At 51.1% G+C, this 16,490-nt stretch carries 18 protein-coding genes and 1 pseudogene; 9 read left to right on the top strand and 10 right to left on the bottom strand.

Annotated elements, in window-relative coordinates; translation table 11 throughout:
- Positions 1-42 precede the first annotated feature (42 nt).
- A complete protein-coding gene (locus BZK40_RS02670) occupies positions 43-1,188 on the bottom strand; it encodes a CMD domain-containing protein (protein WP_057067368.1) in 1,146 nt (381 codons plus the stop codon).
- Between the two features lie 214 nt (positions 1,189-1,402).
- Positions 1,403-2,191 carry an enoyl-ACP reductase FabI gene (gene fabI, locus BZK40_RS02665; protein ID WP_079934108.1) on the bottom strand — a complete coding sequence of 263 codons (789 nt, stop codon included), beginning with the start codon at positions 2,189-2,191 and terminating at the stop codon, positions 1,403-1,405.
- A 442-nt stretch (positions 2,192-2,633) separates the two neighbouring features.
- Between fabI and BZK40_RS02660 the strand changes: the two genes are divergently transcribed.
- Positions 2,634-3,326, top strand: coding sequence for an EAL domain-containing protein (locus BZK40_RS02660; RefSeq protein ID WP_079934107.1), 693 nt, complete (start codon positions 2,634-2,636; stop codon positions 3,324-3,326).
- 38 nt (positions 3,327-3,364) lie between these two features.
- On the opposite strand, the gene sapF is transcribed toward BZK40_RS02660, so the two are convergent.
- From sapF to sapA, 5 genes are read right to left on the bottom strand one after another with little or no spacing between them, the layout of a single operon-like run.
- Positions 3,365-4,171, bottom strand: a complete 807-nt coding sequence (gene sapF / locus BZK40_RS02655) for a peptide ABC transporter ATP-binding protein SapF (RefSeq protein WP_003020558.1) — start codon at positions 4,169-4,171, stop codon at positions 3,365-3,367.
- Between the two features lies 1 nt (position 4,172).
- On the bottom strand, positions 4,173-5,165 hold the full coding sequence (gene sapD / locus BZK40_RS02650; protein ID WP_003020556.1) for a peptide ABC transporter ATP-binding protein SapD: 993 nt from the start codon (positions 5,163-5,165) through the stop codon (positions 4,173-4,175).
- Positions 5,165-6,055 (bottom strand): peptide ABC transporter permease SapC, encoded by an 891-nt coding sequence (sapC, locus tag BZK40_RS02645; protein WP_003833291.1) that lies wholly within the window; start codon positions 6,053-6,055, stop codon positions 5,165-5,167. The genes sapD and sapC overlap by 1 nt, the downstream gene beginning before the upstream one ends.
- On the bottom strand, positions 6,042-7,007 hold the full coding sequence (gene sapB / locus BZK40_RS02640; RefSeq protein ID WP_003020545.1) for a peptide ABC transporter permease SapB: 966 nt from the start codon (positions 7,005-7,007) through the stop codon (positions 6,042-6,044). Before sapB ends, sapC begins: the two co-directional genes overlap by 14 nt.
- Entirely contained in the window at positions 7,004-8,647 is a 1,644-nt protein-coding gene (gene sapA / locus BZK40_RS02635; RefSeq protein ID WP_032943594.1) for an ABC transporter substrate-binding protein SapA, read from the bottom strand. Before sapA ends, sapB begins: the two co-directional genes overlap by 4 nt.
- A 534-nt stretch (positions 8,648-9,181) precedes the next feature.
- On the opposite strand from sapA, the gene BZK40_RS02630 reads away from it, so the two are divergent.
- The gene (locus BZK40_RS02630; RefSeq protein ID WP_079934106.1) at positions 9,182-9,634 is read left to right on the top strand and encodes an SgcJ/EcaC family oxidoreductase; all 453 of its coding nucleotides are present in this window, start codon (positions 9,182-9,184) and stop codon (positions 9,632-9,634) included.
- A 41-nt stretch (positions 9,635-9,675) separates the two neighbouring features.
- Here the strand turns inward: BZK40_RS02630 and BZK40_RS02625 are convergent, their stop codons facing one another.
- A complete protein-coding gene (locus BZK40_RS02625) occupies positions 9,676-10,320 on the bottom strand; it encodes a quinolone resistance pentapeptide repeat protein QnrB58 (protein WP_063866193.1) in 645 nt (214 codons plus the stop codon).
- Between the two features lie 94 nt (positions 10,321-10,414).
- Entirely contained in the window at positions 10,415-11,404 is a 990-nt protein-coding gene (gene pspF / locus BZK40_RS02620) for a phage shock protein operon transcriptional activator (RefSeq protein WP_172111135.1), read from the bottom strand.
- 155 nt (positions 11,405-11,559) lie between these two features.
- Here pspF and pspA point away from each other — a divergent pair, with 155 nt between their 5' ends.
- The 4 genes from pspA to pspD are packed head-to-tail and all read left to right on the top strand — an operon-like array spanning position 11,560 to position 13,105.
- A complete protein-coding gene (gene pspA, locus BZK40_RS02615) occupies positions 11,560-12,228 on the top strand; it encodes a phage shock protein PspA (protein WP_003020532.1) in 669 nt (222 codons plus the stop codon).
- Positions 12,229-12,282: 54 nt separating this feature from the next.
- On the top strand, positions 12,283-12,507 hold the full coding sequence (pspB, locus tag BZK40_RS02610; RefSeq protein ID WP_003020509.1) for an envelope stress response membrane protein PspB: 225 nt from the start codon (positions 12,283-12,285) through the stop codon (positions 12,505-12,507).
- Positions 12,507-12,866 (top strand): envelope stress response membrane protein PspC, encoded by a 360-nt coding sequence (pspC, locus tag BZK40_RS02605; RefSeq protein ID WP_003020497.1) that lies wholly within the window; start codon positions 12,507-12,509, stop codon positions 12,864-12,866. Before pspB ends, pspC begins: the two co-directional genes overlap by 1 nt.
- Positions 12,867-12,874: 8 nt before the next feature.
- Positions 12,875-13,105, top strand: a complete 231-nt coding sequence (gene pspD / locus BZK40_RS02600) for a phage shock protein PspD (protein WP_003833267.1) — start codon at positions 12,875-12,877, stop codon at positions 13,103-13,105.
- A gap of 165 nt (positions 13,106-13,270) precedes the next feature.
- On the opposite strand, the pseudogene BZK40_RS24745 reads toward pspD, so the two are convergent.
- Positions 13,271-13,396: pseudogene (locus BZK40_RS24745) on the bottom strand (LacI family DNA-binding transcriptional regulator); the annotation flags it as partial.
- Between the two features lie 155 nt (positions 13,397-13,551).
- Between BZK40_RS24745 and pspE the strand changes: the two are divergent.
- The 3 genes from pspE (at position 13,552) to BZK40_RS02580 (ending at position 16,467) form a co-directional block, all read left to right on the top strand.
- Positions 13,552-13,869 carry a thiosulfate sulfurtransferase PspE gene (pspE, locus tag BZK40_RS02590; protein ID WP_008784913.1) on the top strand — a complete coding sequence of 106 codons (318 nt, stop codon included), beginning with the start codon at positions 13,552-13,554 and terminating at the stop codon, positions 13,867-13,869.
- 142 nt (positions 13,870-14,011) lie between these two features.
- Positions 14,012-15,409, top strand: coding sequence for a YcjX family GTP-binding protein (locus tag BZK40_RS02585; protein WP_079934117.1), 1,398 nt, complete (start codon positions 14,012-14,014; stop codon positions 15,407-15,409).
- A complete protein-coding gene (locus BZK40_RS02580; RefSeq protein ID WP_032943592.1) occupies positions 15,406-16,467 on the top strand; it encodes a YcjF family protein in 1,062 nt (353 codons plus the stop codon). The genes BZK40_RS02585 and BZK40_RS02580 overlap by 4 nt, the downstream gene beginning before the upstream one ends.
- Positions 16,468-16,490 lie beyond the last annotated feature (23 nt).

Here is a 16,490-nt window from a genome sequence, read left to right as displayed (position 1 = left end):
TTCTGCCAGTTGCAGCAAGCGCTCTTTCAGTAAGTGGATCGGTTAATCAGTGTCGCCCAGCGCGATTTTCAAGCGATTCAACCATCCGCACAATCCACTCCAGGCTAGCAGGTTAATGGCCTGCTCTGAAGAGATTCCCTGATCGAACAAAGGCGTTAACAGTGCGGTGCTAAAGCGGTCGGGCGCCCGGGTCAGCCATTGTACCGCCTGTAGGGTGACGCGCTCAACCGGATGTCGTTGTTCCCACCGTTGTAATTCACGTTCATCCTGACGAAGAACGGTAATGGCCTCGGTTAATTCATGAGCTGAATACGCATGTTCATTAAAACAGGCCACGCTGCCATTAATCCGCGAAGTCATCAGCGCCGCCAATGAAAATGCCTGTACCGGTATCCCGCTACGTTGCGTGCTGGAAATGAGCGACCCGAGTAAATCCAAAATGACGGGGGAATGTATCAGTAATGGCAGTAACGCTTGCAGTTCCTCGGGATAACGTCTGTCTATCGACTCATCATGATTAAGATGTTTTTCAATCGGAAATGGCGAAGCGTGCCAGGTAGCGTTTGCTGCACTAAATGGTGAAGCGTGAGCGAATTGTTGTATATCGAGACCCGGAATTCGGCGCACCGGATGTCCACACCAGGCCTGAAACAGGGCCACGATACGGGCCTGAAAACCGACGAATCCGATAATTTGATTCATCAGAATGCTATCGCTGGTGGTCAGCCCGACTGCATCCAGATGCTGGCGATCGCGCGCGCCTATCACGGCAGGAGAGCTGGCAAGTTGACGAGCATATTGGGTGATTTGCGCCAGTCGATGGTTACTTTCCCGCGAGGAGTCCGGCCCAGGAAGCGGTGTTAGACGCGCGGCATAGTGATTACATAATCGCTGGACGCCATATACCTGAGCGACGGTTAACGCCGTACTCATCCGTTCATAGGCGCTGAATGTGTGCATCTGACTCAGGTTTACGTGGGTCGGGAAGAGGATCTGTGCAAGTTTACGGGCAGGGATTAACCAGGATTGAAAAGGTAAAAGGGCGTCATCAGATATCGCCAGATCCAGTAAAAAGCAGTCGTCGACATGAGCGGCTTCCGGCACCAGCGGCAGAACATCTTGTGGATACATGCTGGATTGCGTCTCATGATACCAGTGGCTTTTGCCTTCAATTCGGCGTTGTTCCATGGGCGGTCCTTGGTCTAAAAAGTGGCGACCCGGACACGTCGTCATACCACTACGCCGGATCGTTTGCGCTGCAATATCCTGACGTAAGCAGAAGAGGGGATGAAAGATTGTTACGTGATAATAAATATCAGAAAAGCATATATGGGACAGGGTAGAGGGGAATTAAAAACGAGCATCACGGGCGACGGTGGGCCGCCCAGAGAAGAGTGGATGATTATTTCAGTTCTAGTTCATTCATTGCAGCGATGCTGAAACCACCGTCAACGTGTACAACTTCACCTGAGATACCGGCAGAAAGATCGGAACACAGGAATGCCGCAGAGTTGCCCACATCTTCAATGGTAACCGTGCGGCGAATCGGCGTAACAGCTTCGCAATGGGCCAGCATTTTACGGAAATCTTTGATACCGGAAGCGGCGAGGGTGCGGATTGGACCTGCGGAAATTGCGTTTACGCGTACGCCTTCAGGCCCCATTGCGTTAGCCATATAACGGACGTTTGCTTCCAATGAGGCTTTCGCCAGGCCCATCACGTTATAGTTAGGGATTGCACGCTCTGCGCCCAGATAGGACAACGTCAATAGCGCAGAGCCAGGGTTTAGCATAGAACGACATGCTTTTGCCATCGCAACAAAGCTATAAGCGCTAATGTCATGCGCAATTTTAAATCCTTCGCGGGTAACTGCATTCACATAATCACCATCCAGTTGGTCAGCAGGTGCGAAGCCGATGGAGTGTACGAAACCGTCGAATTTCGGCCAGGCTTTGCTCAGTTCAGCAAACATGGCGTCAATGCTGGCATCTTCAGCCACATCACACTGCAAAACAATGTTGGAGCCTAATTGCGCTGCAAATTCTTCCACACGACCTTTCAGATTGTCGTTCTGGTAGGTGAACGCCAGTTCGGCACCTTCGCGATGCATCGCCTGAGCGATTCCCCATGCGATAGACAATTTACTGGCAAGGCCTGTCACCAGAATGCGCTTACCTGATAAAAAACCCATGGCTTTAATCCTTTTGGTTAACACTTATCTTTTATCAATCAATTAGTTATGATTGACGCATCAAACACACTCGAAATTGGCCTGAAATTATATCCCACGCTTTTTCCCTGGAGAATGGTTATCCGCCTCACGTGACCTGTCACGTTATTACATGTGAGGAGTATATCATCCCCCTCCGCTTATGCTTCGTTCAGGCATCTAACGTCGGTGAATCAGAGAAAATACGAGGTTTCAAAGGCATTGAAATGGTATTATTTCATTGCTAGCTGATGTTAATAAACATAGCAAGGTAGGAACTTTCTTAAAACATAAAACATGACAATATTCAGCTTGTTATGATATATTGTTTTTATCGATCAATATCGATTCATTGATCGATATTATTGATTGATTGTGATTAGAAGTGCATTATCAGGATGTTATGATCAATTGGAGTGGTCTTATGCACTATCATTTCATCGCGGAACCGATGAGAGACACAACAGATAAATTACTGGGTGTAGAGATTAACGCCCGGTTTACTTCGGATACGGTTCACCCGTTGCATCCAGATTTCATCATTTCAGCGTGGGAAAGCGAACAAAAGCGTAATTTCCTGCTCGAGCAAATTCGACTAATTGCCGAAAAGCGTGACTGGTTTGAGCGCAACAGCCTTATTTGCACCCTGAACCTCATTGACGAAATGGCACTGCTGGCGATTGGTGATCCAGCCATCAAGTCGGCCTTACATGCTCTACCATTTATTGCACTGGAACTTTCAGAACGTTTTCTGTCAAATACCGTGTGCCTGAATAATTTGCTGATTAATTCACTTCGCGACGGCCCAAACGCATTGTGGTTGGGCGATCTTGGCTCCGGCAGCGTAGGGGCCAGTCCGCTGGTTTGCGGTCATTTTGACGTTGTGAAACTGGATCGCGGTTTCTTCCTGGAACAGGTAGAAAAACCGATGTTCCCGGTGCTTATCAAAAATATCAGGGAATATTGCGACCGTGTTGTGGTGAAGGGAGTAGAAACAGTACGACTTATCGACGAGGCCAGTACCGCAGGTGTCTGGGCAATGCAAGGTGGTGCCCTTTACCCGTCAGTCGCGTTTACCGAAGTTGATACGCTGCTCTTACCTACGTTGTGTCACTGATGGCAGATTGCCCCCCGGTTGAGGAGGGCAGCCGTTTGCTAACGATCTTTTCGCCAGGCATCAGCGGTAAGCGCTTCGCCGAAATGACCTGCAATCAGGCGGCGGGTAAGCTCATGAAGCGGGGACGCCAGAACATCCGCTGTACTGCCGCGTTCTACCACTTCGCCCTGATGCATGACTAATACCTGATCGCTGATGTGCTTCATCATGCCAATATGTTGGGTCACATAGATATACGAAATCCCCTGTTTTTCCTGCAATTCCAGCATCAGATTGATGAGCTGCGAACGCATCGACATGTCCAGAGAAGCCAGGGCTTCGTCGGCGATAATGACTTTGGGGCGTAAAATGAGCGCACGGGCAAGGCCCAGACGCTGTTTTTGCCCTGGGGCCAACATATGTGGGTAATAGCTTACGTGATCGGGCAGCAGCCCGACCATGCGCATGGTCTCCACGATCTGTTTACGACGCTGCTCAGGCTCGAGGTCGGTATTCAGACGAAGCGGAAAATCGAGGATTTGCGAGATACGTTGCCGCGGATTAAGCGATGTTGACGGATCCTGAAAAATCATACGGATCCGCTGACTACGAAATGAATAATCGCCATATTTTAACGGATGATCGTCAATCAGCAGCTCACCGCTGGTGGGTTCAATCATACCCGCCAACATTTTTGCCAGCGTAGATTTCCCCGAACCGTTTTCACCAATGACGGCGAGCGTCTGACGTTCACGCAGGGTGAAACTCAGGGGCTTAACGGCCTCAACGGTCTGGCGGCGAAATAAACCTGTCCGGTAGCGAAAGGTTTTGCTCAGATTACGAACTTCGAGCAGGGTTTCTACCATCTCACTCTCTCTCCATGTTCAGCGGGAAATGACAGGCGTAGAGATGATTTTTTGCTCCGGTCAGTCTTGGGGTTTCAATACATTCGCGTTGTGCATAAGGACAGCGTGGCCCCAGACGGCAGCCGATGGGTAATTGTTCCAGCAATGGAATAGCTCCTGGCATGGTATTCAGGCGGCTTTTGTGCGGCATCGCGCTACCAAAATCCGGAATAGCGCGAATCAACGCTTGAGTATAAGGATGATGCGGAATTGTCACCAAATCTTTACTTGGCGCGGTTTCGACCGTTTGTCCGCAGTACATCACGTTGATTTTGTCAGCCCACTGGCTGAGCATTTGCAGGTCATGGCTTATCAACAAAATGGTAGTATTGCTGTTTTGATTCAGACGGGTTAGCAGACGGAAAATTTGCGCCTGGGTGGTTGGCTCCATCGCGTTCGTCGGTTCATCGGCAATCAGCAAACGCGGCTGATTCGCTAATGCGATAGCGATCATGACCTTCTGACATTCACCGTCGGTTAGTTCATATGGGAAGCTGCGCATGGCATCTTTATGGTCTTTTATCCCGACGCGGTGCAAGAGTTCAATCGCACGGCGCTTGCGCCAACCGATGCGCTGCCACCAGCGACCTTTGTAGGTCCATGCCGGAATATTTTGCATCAGTTGACGTCCGATACGCTCGGACGGATCGAGACATGACTGCGGCTCCTGAAAGATCATGGAGACGTTATGACCGACCAGTTTGCGTCGTTCACGCGCCGAAAGGCGTAGCAGATCGATATCATCAAAACGCATACGGTCTGCGGTTACGCGCCAGTTATCTTTAGCGACGCCACAAATGGCCTTAGCGATCAGACTTTTGCCGGAGCCAGATTCGCCGACCAGCCCGCGGATTTCACCCTCATTCAAGGTCATGCTGACACGATCAACAGCCTTTACCCAGTCGTCACCGGTCCTGAATTCAATGGTCAGGTTGCGGATATCCAGTAATGGCATTACTCCACCCCCGCAATAATTGCGCGGCGCACGCCGTCACCCAATAGGTTAACCAGCAACACGCTTATCATAATTGCCGCGCCTGGCAGCATCACCGTCCACGGTGCGACATAAATCAGCTCCAGCGCGTCGCCGAGCATGGCTCCCCATTCCGGGGACGGCAGCTGTGCGCCAAGATCGAGAAAACCCAGCGCGGCGATATCCAGAATCGCCATCGACAGTGCGCGGGTGATTTCAGTAATAAGGCCAGCGGTAATATTGGGCAGAACGGCGAACCACAGAATATTCAGTGTGGTTGCACCGTCCAGGCGAGCGGCAATGACGTACTCTTTCTCCAGCTCGTCATGCACCATGCTGTAAACGGAGCGCACCATGCGCGGCAGCAGCGCCAGCCAGACGGCAAACATGGCGTGTGTCAGATGCGGCCCGGCAAAGGCCACCACAATAATCGCCAGCAGCAGAGAAGGGATCGACAGCAGGGTGTCCAGAATGTGGTTCAGCACCGCAGAGCGCAAGCCGTGCGTCGCACCGGCAACTACGCCCAATACCAGGCCACACAGCGTGGCGGCAAGAGTAACGACAAACGCGCCGCCAACGGTCGGGGCCGCGCCGCTGAGCAGACGACTTAAAACGTCACGTCCCAGATCGTCAGTCCCGAGGAAGAATGAGACTTCGCCATAGCGCGACCATGACGGCGGTAAAAGCTGATAGCCGAGAAATTGCTGATCGATGCCGTAAGGGGCAAACCAACCACCAAAAATACACAGAATAGCCAGTCCCGCACAGCCGTACAGGCCAATCATCGCAGTCGCATCGCCATAGAAATTGCGCCATGCGGTGCGCAACGTACCTGGCGGGCGTTTTTCGCTATAGACGCTATCGTAAGGCATACCATTCCTTATGTTTCAGAGGGTTAGCCATAGCACCCAGAATATCAGAGATGACGTTAACGATGATAACCAGTGAACCAATCACCATCACGCCCGCTGAAATCGCCGCGTAATCCTGCTGGCGAATCGCGTTAATCAGCCAACGACCAAGACCTGGCCAGCTAAAGACCATCTCGGTGATCATCGCCAATGTCAGCATGGTGGAAAACTGTAAGCCCAGACGCGGGATCACCGGCGGAAGGGCATTGTGCAGGACGTGACGACGCAGAATCGTTAATCGTGACAAACCGCGCGTGGCCGCCGCTTTGACGTAGTTCTGATCAAAGACCTCAATGGTGCTGATACGCATCAGGCGGATGACTTCGGTGGTGGGCGCAACGGAGAGCGTCAGCACCGGGAGCACCATATGACGGATAGCGCTGACCAGCATTTCATCGCGCCAGGGCGAGTCGGAGATCCACGCATCAATAATGGCAAAACCGGTAACGGGTTTCACCTCGTAGAGAAGATCAAAACGCCCGGAAACGGGTAACCAGCCGAGGGTCAGCGAGAAGAGCAATGTCAGCAGCAGCGCCAGCCAAAAAACGGGGATAGAAAATCCCATCAGAGCCAATGCGCTGATGCAGCGGTCCTGCCATTTGTTCCGCGTGATACCGGCCAGCATACCAACGGGGATCCCAACCATTAGTGCAAAACCAAAGGCAAGAATGCACAGTTCCATTGTGGCCGGGAACACCTCTTTCAACTGCTCTGAGATTAACTGACCGTTGATACTGGATACGCCGAAATCCCAGTGAATGAGACCATTGAACCAGAATACCCAGGCGTTCCACAGCGATGCACCCTGTAACGGCGCATGAGGCGTGAAGTAGCTCAGGCTGAAGCCAATAAAGGTCAGGAAGAACAGGGTTACCAATAGCAATAAAAATCGACGCAAGGTGAAGATAATCATGGTTTTTTCACCTCATCTTTCTTTTCCCTGGAAACGCCGGCAAAAGAGGCATTACCGAATGGACTGAGCACCAACCCTTTGATGTCGTAACGATAAGCCTGCAGACGTAGTGAAGAGGCCAACGGCAGAATCGGTAACTCTTGTGCAAGAATATTTTGCGCTTCGTCATAGGCATCAATTCGCGATGAAAGCTGCTGTGAAGAGAGGGCCTTGCGAAGAATGCTGTCAAACTGCGGATTACACCAGTGGGCAAAGTTGGTCTGCGAATTGATGGCGGCACAGCTGAGCAACGGCCGGAAAAAACTGTCAGGATCGTTACTGTCCGTCGCCCAGCCGGATAACGTCAGATCATGGTTCATATCCATTAATCTCGCCTCCTGAAAACGACCTTCTACCGGGATGATCTTCACTTTCACACCCACCTGAGCCATATCTGCCTGAATCAGCTCGGCAGTTTTCAGCGGACTGGGGTTCCAGGCCTGAGAGCTGGTAGGGACCCAAAGTTGTAACGTCAGATTCTCCAAACCCAGCGCTTTTAGCTGCTCGCGCGATTTTGCCGGGTTGTATTCTGTAATTTTAGCTTCGTTATCATAAGCCCACGAGGCGCGAGGCAAAATAGATGCCGCGGTTTCTGCCGTCCCGTAGTAGATAGACTGCATTAAGCGCTGGTTGTTGATCGCTAGCGCCAGCGCATGCCGCACGGCAGGATTATTCAACGGCGGTTTATTGGTGTTGAACGCCAGATAGGCAATGTTCATCCCCGGGCGCAGCGTCAGACGCAGGCGAGGGTCATCACGCAATATGCTGAGCTGGCTGGCGGCAGGCCAGGCCAGGACGTCGCACTCGCCAGTGAGTAATTTAGATAATCGTCCGGTTCCACCAGAGCCGAGATCCACTACGACCTGCGGCATCAGGGGGGTACCACGCCAGAATTTTTCATGTCGCTGCAACCGAATATATTGGCCGGCACGATTCTCCGAAAGCTGGTACGGGCCTGTGCCAACGGGTTGTCTGTCGAGCAACTCCTGGCGATCCTGTTTTGCCAGGTTAGCGGCATATTCGGCCGACATTACGGAGGCATAGTGTGTGGCAAGGTGCCACATAAAGGAGGCATCCGGTTGCGTTAAGCGGAATTCAACGGTGTTGTTGTCAAGTTTGCGCACACTTTGGACGTTATCGGCAAACTGCAGGCTGTCGAAGTAGGGGAAACTGCTGCCGTTCACATTGTGCCACGGATGGTGGCGATCAAAGATGCGCTGGAAGGTAAACACCACATCGTCTGCATTTAGTTTGCGGGTGGGGGTGAACCAGGCAGTCTTCTGAAACTGAACGTCACGACGCAGATGGAAGCGGTAGGTTGCGCCGTTATCAAGCACCTCCCAGCTTTCAGCCAGCTCAGGCACCAGCCGATAGGTGTAGGGATCTACATCAAGCAGTCGGTCATACAATTGGGCCGCTAACGTGTCGACGATGAGACCGCTGCTCGTTTTTTGTGGGTTGAACGTATTGACCTGCCCGCTGACGCAATAGACAAACCCACTGTCACGAATATCAGCGTGCGGAGCTTGCTCAGGCGCAGCAGCAGCCTGACCACTCAGAAATCCAGCCATCACGATCAGAGATGATAAAACCAGGCGCATAATTTTAATGGATTATATAAAGAGGCTATCTTACTAATACTTAATGACATTTGCCATTACCGTTTGTTTTTGGGAGTAACAGGCTCGATAAGCGCGAGTTCAACACCGCGACATGGTCAAAATTCATACCTGCTATCCACTTTGAATCTACTCTGTTAACTATCTTAGCATTTTCATGGCCCATCTGACTTGCTATAAACGTGGGGGCGTACCTGTCGTTGTTTACTGATTGATATCAGTGTGTGCTCGGAAGATGGAGTATGGCATCGATAACGAAGTGTGGAGCGAGCATTTAGAGTGTCACTATCAATGCTGAACTATAATCATTCAGGAAGCAGTACACGTTATGTGAGTTGTAATAGCTAAAGTATCTATAATTATTTCAATATGTTAATTCCATTTTTTCTTCATGGCATCTTAATCTTCTCACCCATTTATGGTGATGATTTCCATTGGTTATTAAATGCATTTTGGCTTTGATCCTGGTTATGAACGGTTTTCTGTTGCCATTTAACTTCTAATGGAATGAATTGTATGAATAAATTACTGAGCCTTGTTGTTTCACTTGCCCTATTGCCTGGAGCCGTTTTTGCAGCGTCGACTCCAGACTGTGTGAAGGTGAATAAAGCGCAAATCGAAGCGCTATTTGATAAGTGGAACGAGTCATTGAAAACAGGTAACGCGCAGACGGTATCTGAAAATTATCTTAGCGATGCGGTATTGCTGCCTACTGTATCCAATAAAGCGCGTTTAACGGACGCTGAACGTGTTGATTATTTCGAGCATTTTCTTGCGAAAAAGCCGAACGGGAAAATTGACATGCGTACCATTCGCCTGGGGTGTAATAAGGCGATAGACACCGGTACCTACACATTTACCTTCGCGGACAAATCAACGGTTTCAGCCCGCTACACATTCACTTATGCATGGGACGGTAAAGAGTGGAAAATTTCCACACACCACTCTTCAGCGATGCCTGAGGGGTAAAAAGCTGTGCAGGGGGCGGAATATTCACCGCTCCCTGAAGACTAGCCAATAATCGCGATGCCAAGACGTTCCATGAGCAACGATGCCTGGTAGTTGTCCAACTTAACGCCTTGTAAATCAACGCCCCGAATATCTAAGTCCCCCAACTCCGAATTGGTCAGATCGCAATGTGTGAAGTTTGCTGCTCGCCAGTCGAAAGTCGAAAACTCGCCGCCGGAGAGATCTGAACCACTGAACGTCGCGCCCAGTACCTGGGCACCCATCCAACGGTTTTCCCACAGCTCACACTTTTCCAGCACGACTTTCGAAAAATTGGCGTAGCTTAGATTTGTGTTAGTGATATATGCACTACAAAACCAGGTGCGAGTAGTGATCATATTCATAAAACTTGCGCCGCGGAAATCTGCGCCTTGTGCGCGGCAGTGGCGAATTTCAATGCCCAGCGCACTGGCATTGCGAAAATCCGCCATGGATAAATCACAGCTTTTAAAAATGGCATCTTTCAGCATCGCACGACTAAAATTGCACCCTTTCTGGCTTTCACGATCATAGAACTGACAGCCGATAAATTCAGTGCCGCTCAGGTCGGCACCTGAAAAATCACAGTTAAAAAATGTACTATTATCAATTTTCTCACCGGTGAAACGGTTTCTGTCAATTTTTTCGCCAACGAGTGCCAGAGCCATATTTGTACCTGTTTTTTTATACAGTAATGGCGTCATGGTAAACCCTGATGAGGTTATGCGTCAAATCCGCCAATATGACATCTGCAAATGTGCGTTAAATCTGGTGTTTTTTCAGCAAAGCGCGAAGCTGATGGTAAGTCAGACCCAGTAATTCAGCGGCTTTTTTCTGGTTAAATTTTGCCTGCTGTAAGCTGGTTTGTAGAAAGTCTTTCTCTTGCTGCTGCTGGAATTCACGCAGATCCAGCGGTAACCCTACAGACATCGGTTTAGTTTCCGGCGCCTGCGGCTGTGTAGTGTGGCGGCGGAAGGGGTCAATGATTATCTCATTCAGCGGGTAATCACTGGTTCCATGCCGGTAAACGGATCGCTCCACGACGTTTTTCAGTTCACGAATATTGCCCGGCCAACGGTAGTGGAGGAGCGTTTCTCTGGCCTCGGCACTAAAACCCGGAAACAGAGGTAATCCGATCTCGCGGCACATCTGAATGGCAAAATGTTCGGCCATTAACATAATGTCACTTTGACGCTCGCGTAACGGTGGGAGTTGCACCACGTCAAAGGCCAGGCGATCCAGCAGGTCCGCGCGGAAAGTGCCTTCGCTAACCATGCGAGGTAAGTCGGCATTGGTCGCGCAAACAAGTCGTACGTTAACCTGTAATGGCTGGCTGCCACCAACGCGCTCCAGCTCGCCATATTCAATAACGCGCAGCAATTTTTCCTGTACCAACATCGGGGCGGTTGCCAGTTCATCGAGAAACAGCGTACCGCCGTCGGCGCGTTCGAAACGTCCCGGATGGCGTTTTTGCGCGCCGGTAAAGGCACCCGCTTCGTGACCAAACAGTTCGGAATCAAGCAAATTTTCGTTTAGCGCCGCGCAGTTAAGCGAAATAAACGGGCCTTGCCAGCGGGTGGAGAGGTAGTGCAGGCGGTTGGCAATAAGTTCTTTCCCGGTCCCGCGCTCACCTATAACCAGTACAGGTTTATCCAGCGGCGCGAGATGAGAAACCTGCTCCAGCACTTCAATAAAGCTGTTCGCTTCACCCAGAAGATTATCTTTGTATCCAGCCATGATGAAATTCACCATTTGTTAGTGTTATTCACCAATTTACGCTAATTAGCCTGGCAGGTAAAATTATATAATTACAATAAAATCAATTATATAAAAAGTTGGCACGCCAAGTGCATAACGAAGACAGCAGGGCATAGCCTGATATCAGAACAGTAAGTGAGGATTATATTATGGGTATTTTTTCTCGTTTTGCCGACATCGTGAACGCCAACATTAATGCGTTGCTGGAAAAGGCTGAAGATCCGCAGAAACTGGTGCGGTTGATGATCCAGGAAATGGAAGACACGCTGGTTGAGGTACGTTCTAACTCAGCGCGTGCGCTGGCTGAAAAGAAACAATTATCTCGCCGTATCGAACAGGCCAGTGCCCAACAGGCAGAGTGGCAGGAAAAAGCAGAACTTGCGCTGCGTAAAGAGAAAGAAGATTTGGCGCGTTCTGCGTTAATTGAAAAGCAGAAACTGACCGATTTAATTGCCTCTCTGGAGCATGAGGTGACGCTGGTTGACGATACGCTGGCGCGTATGAAAAAAGAGATCGGTGAGCTGGAAAATAAACTCAGTGAAACCCGTGCTCGTCAGCAGGCGTTGATGCTGCGTCATCAGGCAGCGAGTTCTTCGCGTGATGTTCGTCGTCAACTGGACAGCGGTAAACTCGATGAAGCGATGGCGCGCTTTGAATCTTTCGAGCGTCGTATCGATCAGATGGAAGCCGAGGCTGAAAGCCATAACTTCGGTAAACAGAAGTCTCTGGATCAGCAATTTGCTGACCTGAAAGCAGATGATGAAATCAGCGAGCAGCTGGCGCAACTTAAAGCCAAAATGCAGCAAGACAAGCAATAATAACATCTGGCGGCGTCCGAACGCGCCGCCGCTCATCACCTGTAAGGAGTACTCATGAGCGCGCTATTTCTGGCCATCCCGTTAACCATCTTTGTGTTGTTCGTTTTACCGATTTGGCTCTGGCTGCATTACAGCAACCGTTCCAGCCGTGGCGAACTGTCGCAAAGTGAACAGCAACGCCTGGTTGAACTCAACGATGACGCACAGCGGATGCGCGAGCGCATTCAGGCGCTGGAAGACATCCTCGATGCTGAACATCCAAACTGGAGGGACCGCTAATGGGAGGCGTTAACCTGAACAAAAAACTGTGGCGTATTCCGCAGCAGGGCATGGTGAAGGGAGTTTGCGCAGGTATTGCGCATTATCTCGATGTGCCTGTGAAGCTGGTACGGATCCTGGTGGTGTTGTCAGTCTTTTTTGGCCTGGCCTTTTTCACCTTCGTCGCCTACATCGTGCTAACGTTTGTGTTAGACCCGATGCCGGACAATGTGGTTTCCGGCGAGCAGCAGCCATCAAGCGGTGAGCTGTTGGATGCCGTCGATCGCGAGCTGGCGGCAAGTGAAAAGCGTTTACGTGAAATGGAGCGTTATGTGACGTCCGATACTTTTTCCTTACGTAGTCGATTCCGTCAATTGTGAGGACAGAAATGAACAATCGCTGGCAACGTGCCGGGCAAAGGGTTAAGCCGGGCTTTAAAATAGCAGGTAAGCTGGTGCTTCTGACCGCGCTGCGCTACGGCCCGGCGGGTGTAGCAGGGTGGGCGGTGAAGTCCGTCGCCCGACGCCCGCTAAAAATGCTGCTGGCGTTGGTTCTGGAACCGGTGTTGAGTCGGGCTGCGGCAAAATTGTCGAAACGCTATTCAGGTAATCAACCCTGATATTTGAATCAGCAAAAGCAAGCAACAATTAATCAACATTCCCTCAGTTAATTTGCGGCAGCTCACAAATATAATTTTGGGGCTGTCAGAATTCTTTTGGATCGTTACCACGGGTATTGAGGGTGAACTAAAAAATCTATTTCGCAGAGCATTAATACCCAAGTTTTATATCAGGAAGTCGGTCAGCAATATTTGTGTTCCTATCGTGATATTCTGTAATCCTTTCTCACCTGCAATCAGATTAAATAATAAATTACAGCTTTGCTCACCTAATTGTTGGGTAGGAACATCAAATGTGGGTAGAAAAATCAACAGGCTAACTGCAGCATGGGTAACCTGAGGAACAATCGTCCGCGCCTGCAGACGGTGATAATGCGGTCGCAATATTTTCTTAAGAACTGGCGTATAGTGTAGAGGTAAATCCAACTATCAGTCAGGAAGATATTATGTTGAAAAAAGGTGTATTAGCGTTGGCTCTGGTCATCGGCATGCCGGTTTACGCAGCCGAACATTGGATCGATGTTCGCGTTCCTGAACAGTACCAACAGCAGCATATTCAGGGGGCCGTTAATATTCCGTTAAAAGAAATGAAGGCACGTATTGCAGCTGAAGTTCCTGATAAGAACGACACTGTGAAGCTGTACTGCAACTCCGGGCGTCAATCGGGACAAGCGAAGGATATGTTGACTGAAATGGGCTATACGCAGGTGACGAATGAAGGTGGCATCAACCAGATCTCGCTTCCTAAAGTAGAGAATAAATAAGCCGTACGCAGTTCTTCTGCTCCTGGCGGTAAGAATAATGCCGCCAGGTACCGCCCAGGTAGTTGATAAGTAAGAATTGACCCCTATCTTTACTTCCTGTTTGTTATAATTTCTTCGATTCCTTCAGCAAAACGGGATGGCGATGAAGCGACTTAAAAATGAACTCAATTCGCTGGTTAATCGCGGCGTAGACCGGCATTTACGCCTGGCTGTCACCGGACTTAGCCGCAGCGGTAAGACGGCGTTTATCACCGCGATGGTAAATCAGTTACTCAATGTTCATGCCGGTGCGCGTCTGCCGTTGCTCAGCTGCGTGCGCGAAGAGCGTTTGCTCGGCGTGAAACGGGTTCCTCAACGCGATTTTGGCATTCCGCGCTTTACCTATGATGAGGGACTGGCGCAACTGTACGGCTCTCCGCCAACCTGGCCGACCCCTACGCGCGGCGTGAGTGAAATACGTCTGGCGCTGCGCTATAAATCCAATGACTCTTTACTGCGCCACTTTAAAGACACCTCCACGCTGTACCTGGAGATCGTCGATTATCCGGGGGAGTGGCTGCTCGATTTACCGATGCTTGCCCAGGATTATCTGAGCTGGTCGCGGCAAATGACCGGATTATTGCAGGGGCAGCGGGGCGAATGGTCGGCAAAATGGCGGCAGTTATGCCAGGGGCTGGATCCGTTGGCGCCTGCTGATGAAAACCGTCTGGCGGAAATTGCTGCCGCCTGGACGGAGTATCTGCATCAGTGTAAACAGCAGGGCCTGCATTTTATTCAACCGGGCCGTTTTGTCCTGCCCGGAGATATGGCGGGCGCGCCTGCGCTGCAATTCTTCCCGTGGCCGGATGTCGATGCCTGGGGGGAATCAAAGCTGGCGCAGACAGACAAACACACCAACGCGGGCATGTTGCGCGAAAGATTCAATTATTACTGCGAAAAGGTCGTCAAAGGGTTTTATAAGAATCACTTCCTGCGCTTTGACCGCCAGATTGTGCTGGTCGATTGCCTGCAGCCGCTCAACAGCGGGCCACAGGCGTTCAACGACATGCGCCTGGCGCTTACCCAGTTGATGCAAAGCTTCCATTACGGGCAGCGTACGCTGTTTCGTCGGCTATTTTCTCCGGTGATCGACAAGCTGCTGTTTGCCGCCACCAAAGCCGACCACGTCACAGTCGATCAGCACGCCAATATGGTGTCGTTATTGCAGCAGCTGATCCAGGACGCATGGCAAAACGCGGCGTTCGAAGGTATCAGCATGGATTGTCTGGGGCTGGCATCGGTGCAGGCAACCACCAGCGGCTTGATCGATGTGAAAGGTGAAAAGATCCCGGCGCTGCGAGGTAATCGTCTGAGCGATGGCGAACCGCTGACAGTTTATCCGGGCGAGGTTCCCGCGCGACTGCCCGGACAGGCATTTTGGGACCGCCAGGGCTTTCAGTTTGAGGCGTTTCGCCCGCAGGTTATGGATGTCGATAAACCCTTACCGCATATCCGCCTTGATGCCGCGCTGGAGTTTTTAATAGGAGATAAATTGCGATGAGCGAGCCGTTAAAACCGCGTATCGATTTCTCAGGTCCGCTGGACGTGGAACAAAACACGGCGTTTAAAGCGCAGCAAATGTTCAACGAAACGGAGGCGCAGACTTTTTCTCCGGCGAAAGTGGATGAACCCCTGGAAGACGAAGGTCAGGCGGAGGCCGTCATTGATGCGGCCTTACGCCCCAAACGCAGTCTGTGGCGCAAGATGGTGATGGGCGGGCTGGCGCTGTTTGGCGTAAGCGTTGTTGCTCAGGGTGTGCAGTGGACCATGAATGCCTGGCAGACTCAGGACTGGGTCGCGCTGGGAGGATGTGCCGCAGGCGCATTGATTATCGGCGCAGGTGTCGGATCGGTGGCGACCGAGTGGCGCAGATTGTGGCGATTGCGTCAGCGCGCGCACGAACGTGATGAAGCGCGAGACTTGCTCCACAGCCATGGAACCGGAAAAGGTCGTGCATTTTGTGAAAAACTGGCGCAGCAGGCGGGTATCGATCAGTCGCATCCGGCGCTACAGCGTTGGTATGCCTCAATTCATGAAACGCAGAACGATCGCGAAGTGGTCAGCCTGTATGCCCATCTGGTGCAGCCGGTACTGGATGCGCAAGCCCGGCGTGAGATCAGTCGTTCAGCGGCAGAGTCCACGCTGATGATTGCAGTCAGTCCGTTGGCGCTGGTGGATATGGCGTTTATCGCCTGGCGAAATCTGCGGCTGATTAATCGCATTGCATCGCTGTATGGTATCGAGCTGGGTTATTACAGCCGCCTGCGCCTGTTCCGTCTGGTGCTGTTGAATATCGCTTTTGCCGGGGCCAGTGAGCTGGTGCGGGAAGTAGGGATGGACTGGATGTCGCAGGATTTAGCCGCCCGCTTATCAACGCGTGCAGCACAGGGCATTGGCGCGGGGTTATTAACGGCGCGTCTGGGCATTAAAGCTATGGAACTTTGCCGACCGCTGCCGTGGATCGATGATGATAAGCCACGACTGGGCGATTTCCGCCGCCAACTGATTGGTCAGGTGAAAGAGACCTTACAAAAGAACAAATCTCCACGCGAAAGTTAGCTATAAAACAGGCGCCGATCGTA

The sequence above is a fragment of the Citrobacter portucalensis genome (assembly GCF_002042885.1).
In the GTDB taxonomy this organism is placed as follows: domain Bacteria; phylum Pseudomonadota; class Gammaproteobacteria; order Enterobacterales; family Enterobacteriaceae; genus Citrobacter; species Citrobacter portucalensis.
Note: the sequence above shows the minus strand (reverse complement) of the source record. Positions and strands in the feature narration are given on the sequence as shown.

Excerpts from the sequence above, each read along its gene's own strand:
- BZK40_RS02670 (WP_057067368.1), bottom strand. The coding sequence starts at position 1,188 with ATGGAACAACGCCGAATTGAAGGCAAAAGCCACTGGTATCATGAGACG.
- fabI (WP_079934108.1), bottom strand. The coding sequence starts at position 2,191 with ATGGGTTTTTTATCAGGTAAGCGCATTCTGGTGACAGGCCTTGCCAGT.
- BZK40_RS02660 (WP_079934107.1), top strand. The coding sequence starts at position 2,634 with ATGCACTATCATTTCATCGCGGAACCGATGAGAGACACAACAGATAAA.
- sapF (WP_003020558.1), bottom strand. The coding sequence starts at position 4,171 with ATGGTAGAAACCCTGCTCGAAGTTCGTAATCTGAGCAAAACCTTTCGC.
- sapD (WP_003020556.1), bottom strand. The coding sequence starts at position 5,165 with ATGCCATTACTGGATATCCGCAACCTGACCATTGAATTCAGGACCGGT.
- sapC (WP_003833291.1), bottom strand. The coding sequence starts at position 6,055 with ATGCCTTACGATAGCGTCTATAGCGAAAAACGCCCGCCAGGTACGTTG.
- sapB (WP_003020545.1), bottom strand. The coding sequence starts at position 7,007 with ATGATTATCTTCACCTTGCGTCGATTTTTATTGCTATTGGTAACCCTG.
- sapA (WP_032943594.1), bottom strand. The coding sequence starts at position 8,647 with ATGCGCCTGGTTTTATCATCTCTGATCGTGATGGCTGGATTTCTGAGT.
- BZK40_RS02630 (WP_079934106.1), top strand. The coding sequence starts at position 9,182 with ATGAATAAATTACTGAGCCTTGTTGTTTCACTTGCCCTATTGCCTGGA.
- BZK40_RS02625 (WP_063866193.1), bottom strand. The coding sequence starts at position 10,320 with ATGGCTCTGGCACTCGTTGGCGAAAAAATTGACAGAAACCGTTTCACC.
- pspF (WP_172111135.1), bottom strand. The coding sequence starts at position 11,404 with ATGGTGAATTTCATCATGGCTGGATACAAAGATAATCTTCTGGGTGAA.
- pspA (WP_003020532.1), top strand. The coding sequence starts at position 11,560 with ATGGGTATTTTTTCTCGTTTTGCCGACATCGTGAACGCCAACATTAAT.
- pspB (WP_003020509.1), top strand. The coding sequence starts at position 12,283 with ATGAGCGCGCTATTTCTGGCCATCCCGTTAACCATCTTTGTGTTGTTC.
- pspC (WP_003020497.1), top strand. The coding sequence starts at position 12,507 with ATGGGAGGCGTTAACCTGAACAAAAAACTGTGGCGTATTCCGCAGCAG.
- pspD (WP_003833267.1), top strand. The coding sequence starts at position 12,875 with ATGAACAATCGCTGGCAACGTGCCGGGCAAAGGGTTAAGCCGGGCTTT.
- pspE (WP_008784913.1), top strand. The coding sequence starts at position 13,552 with ATGTTGAAAAAAGGTGTATTAGCGTTGGCTCTGGTCATCGGCATGCCG.
- BZK40_RS02585 (WP_079934117.1), top strand. The coding sequence starts at position 14,012 with ATGAAGCGACTTAAAAATGAACTCAATTCGCTGGTTAATCGCGGCGTA.
- BZK40_RS02580 (WP_032943592.1), top strand. The coding sequence starts at position 15,406 with ATGAGCGAGCCGTTAAAACCGCGTATCGATTTCTCAGGTCCGCTGGAC.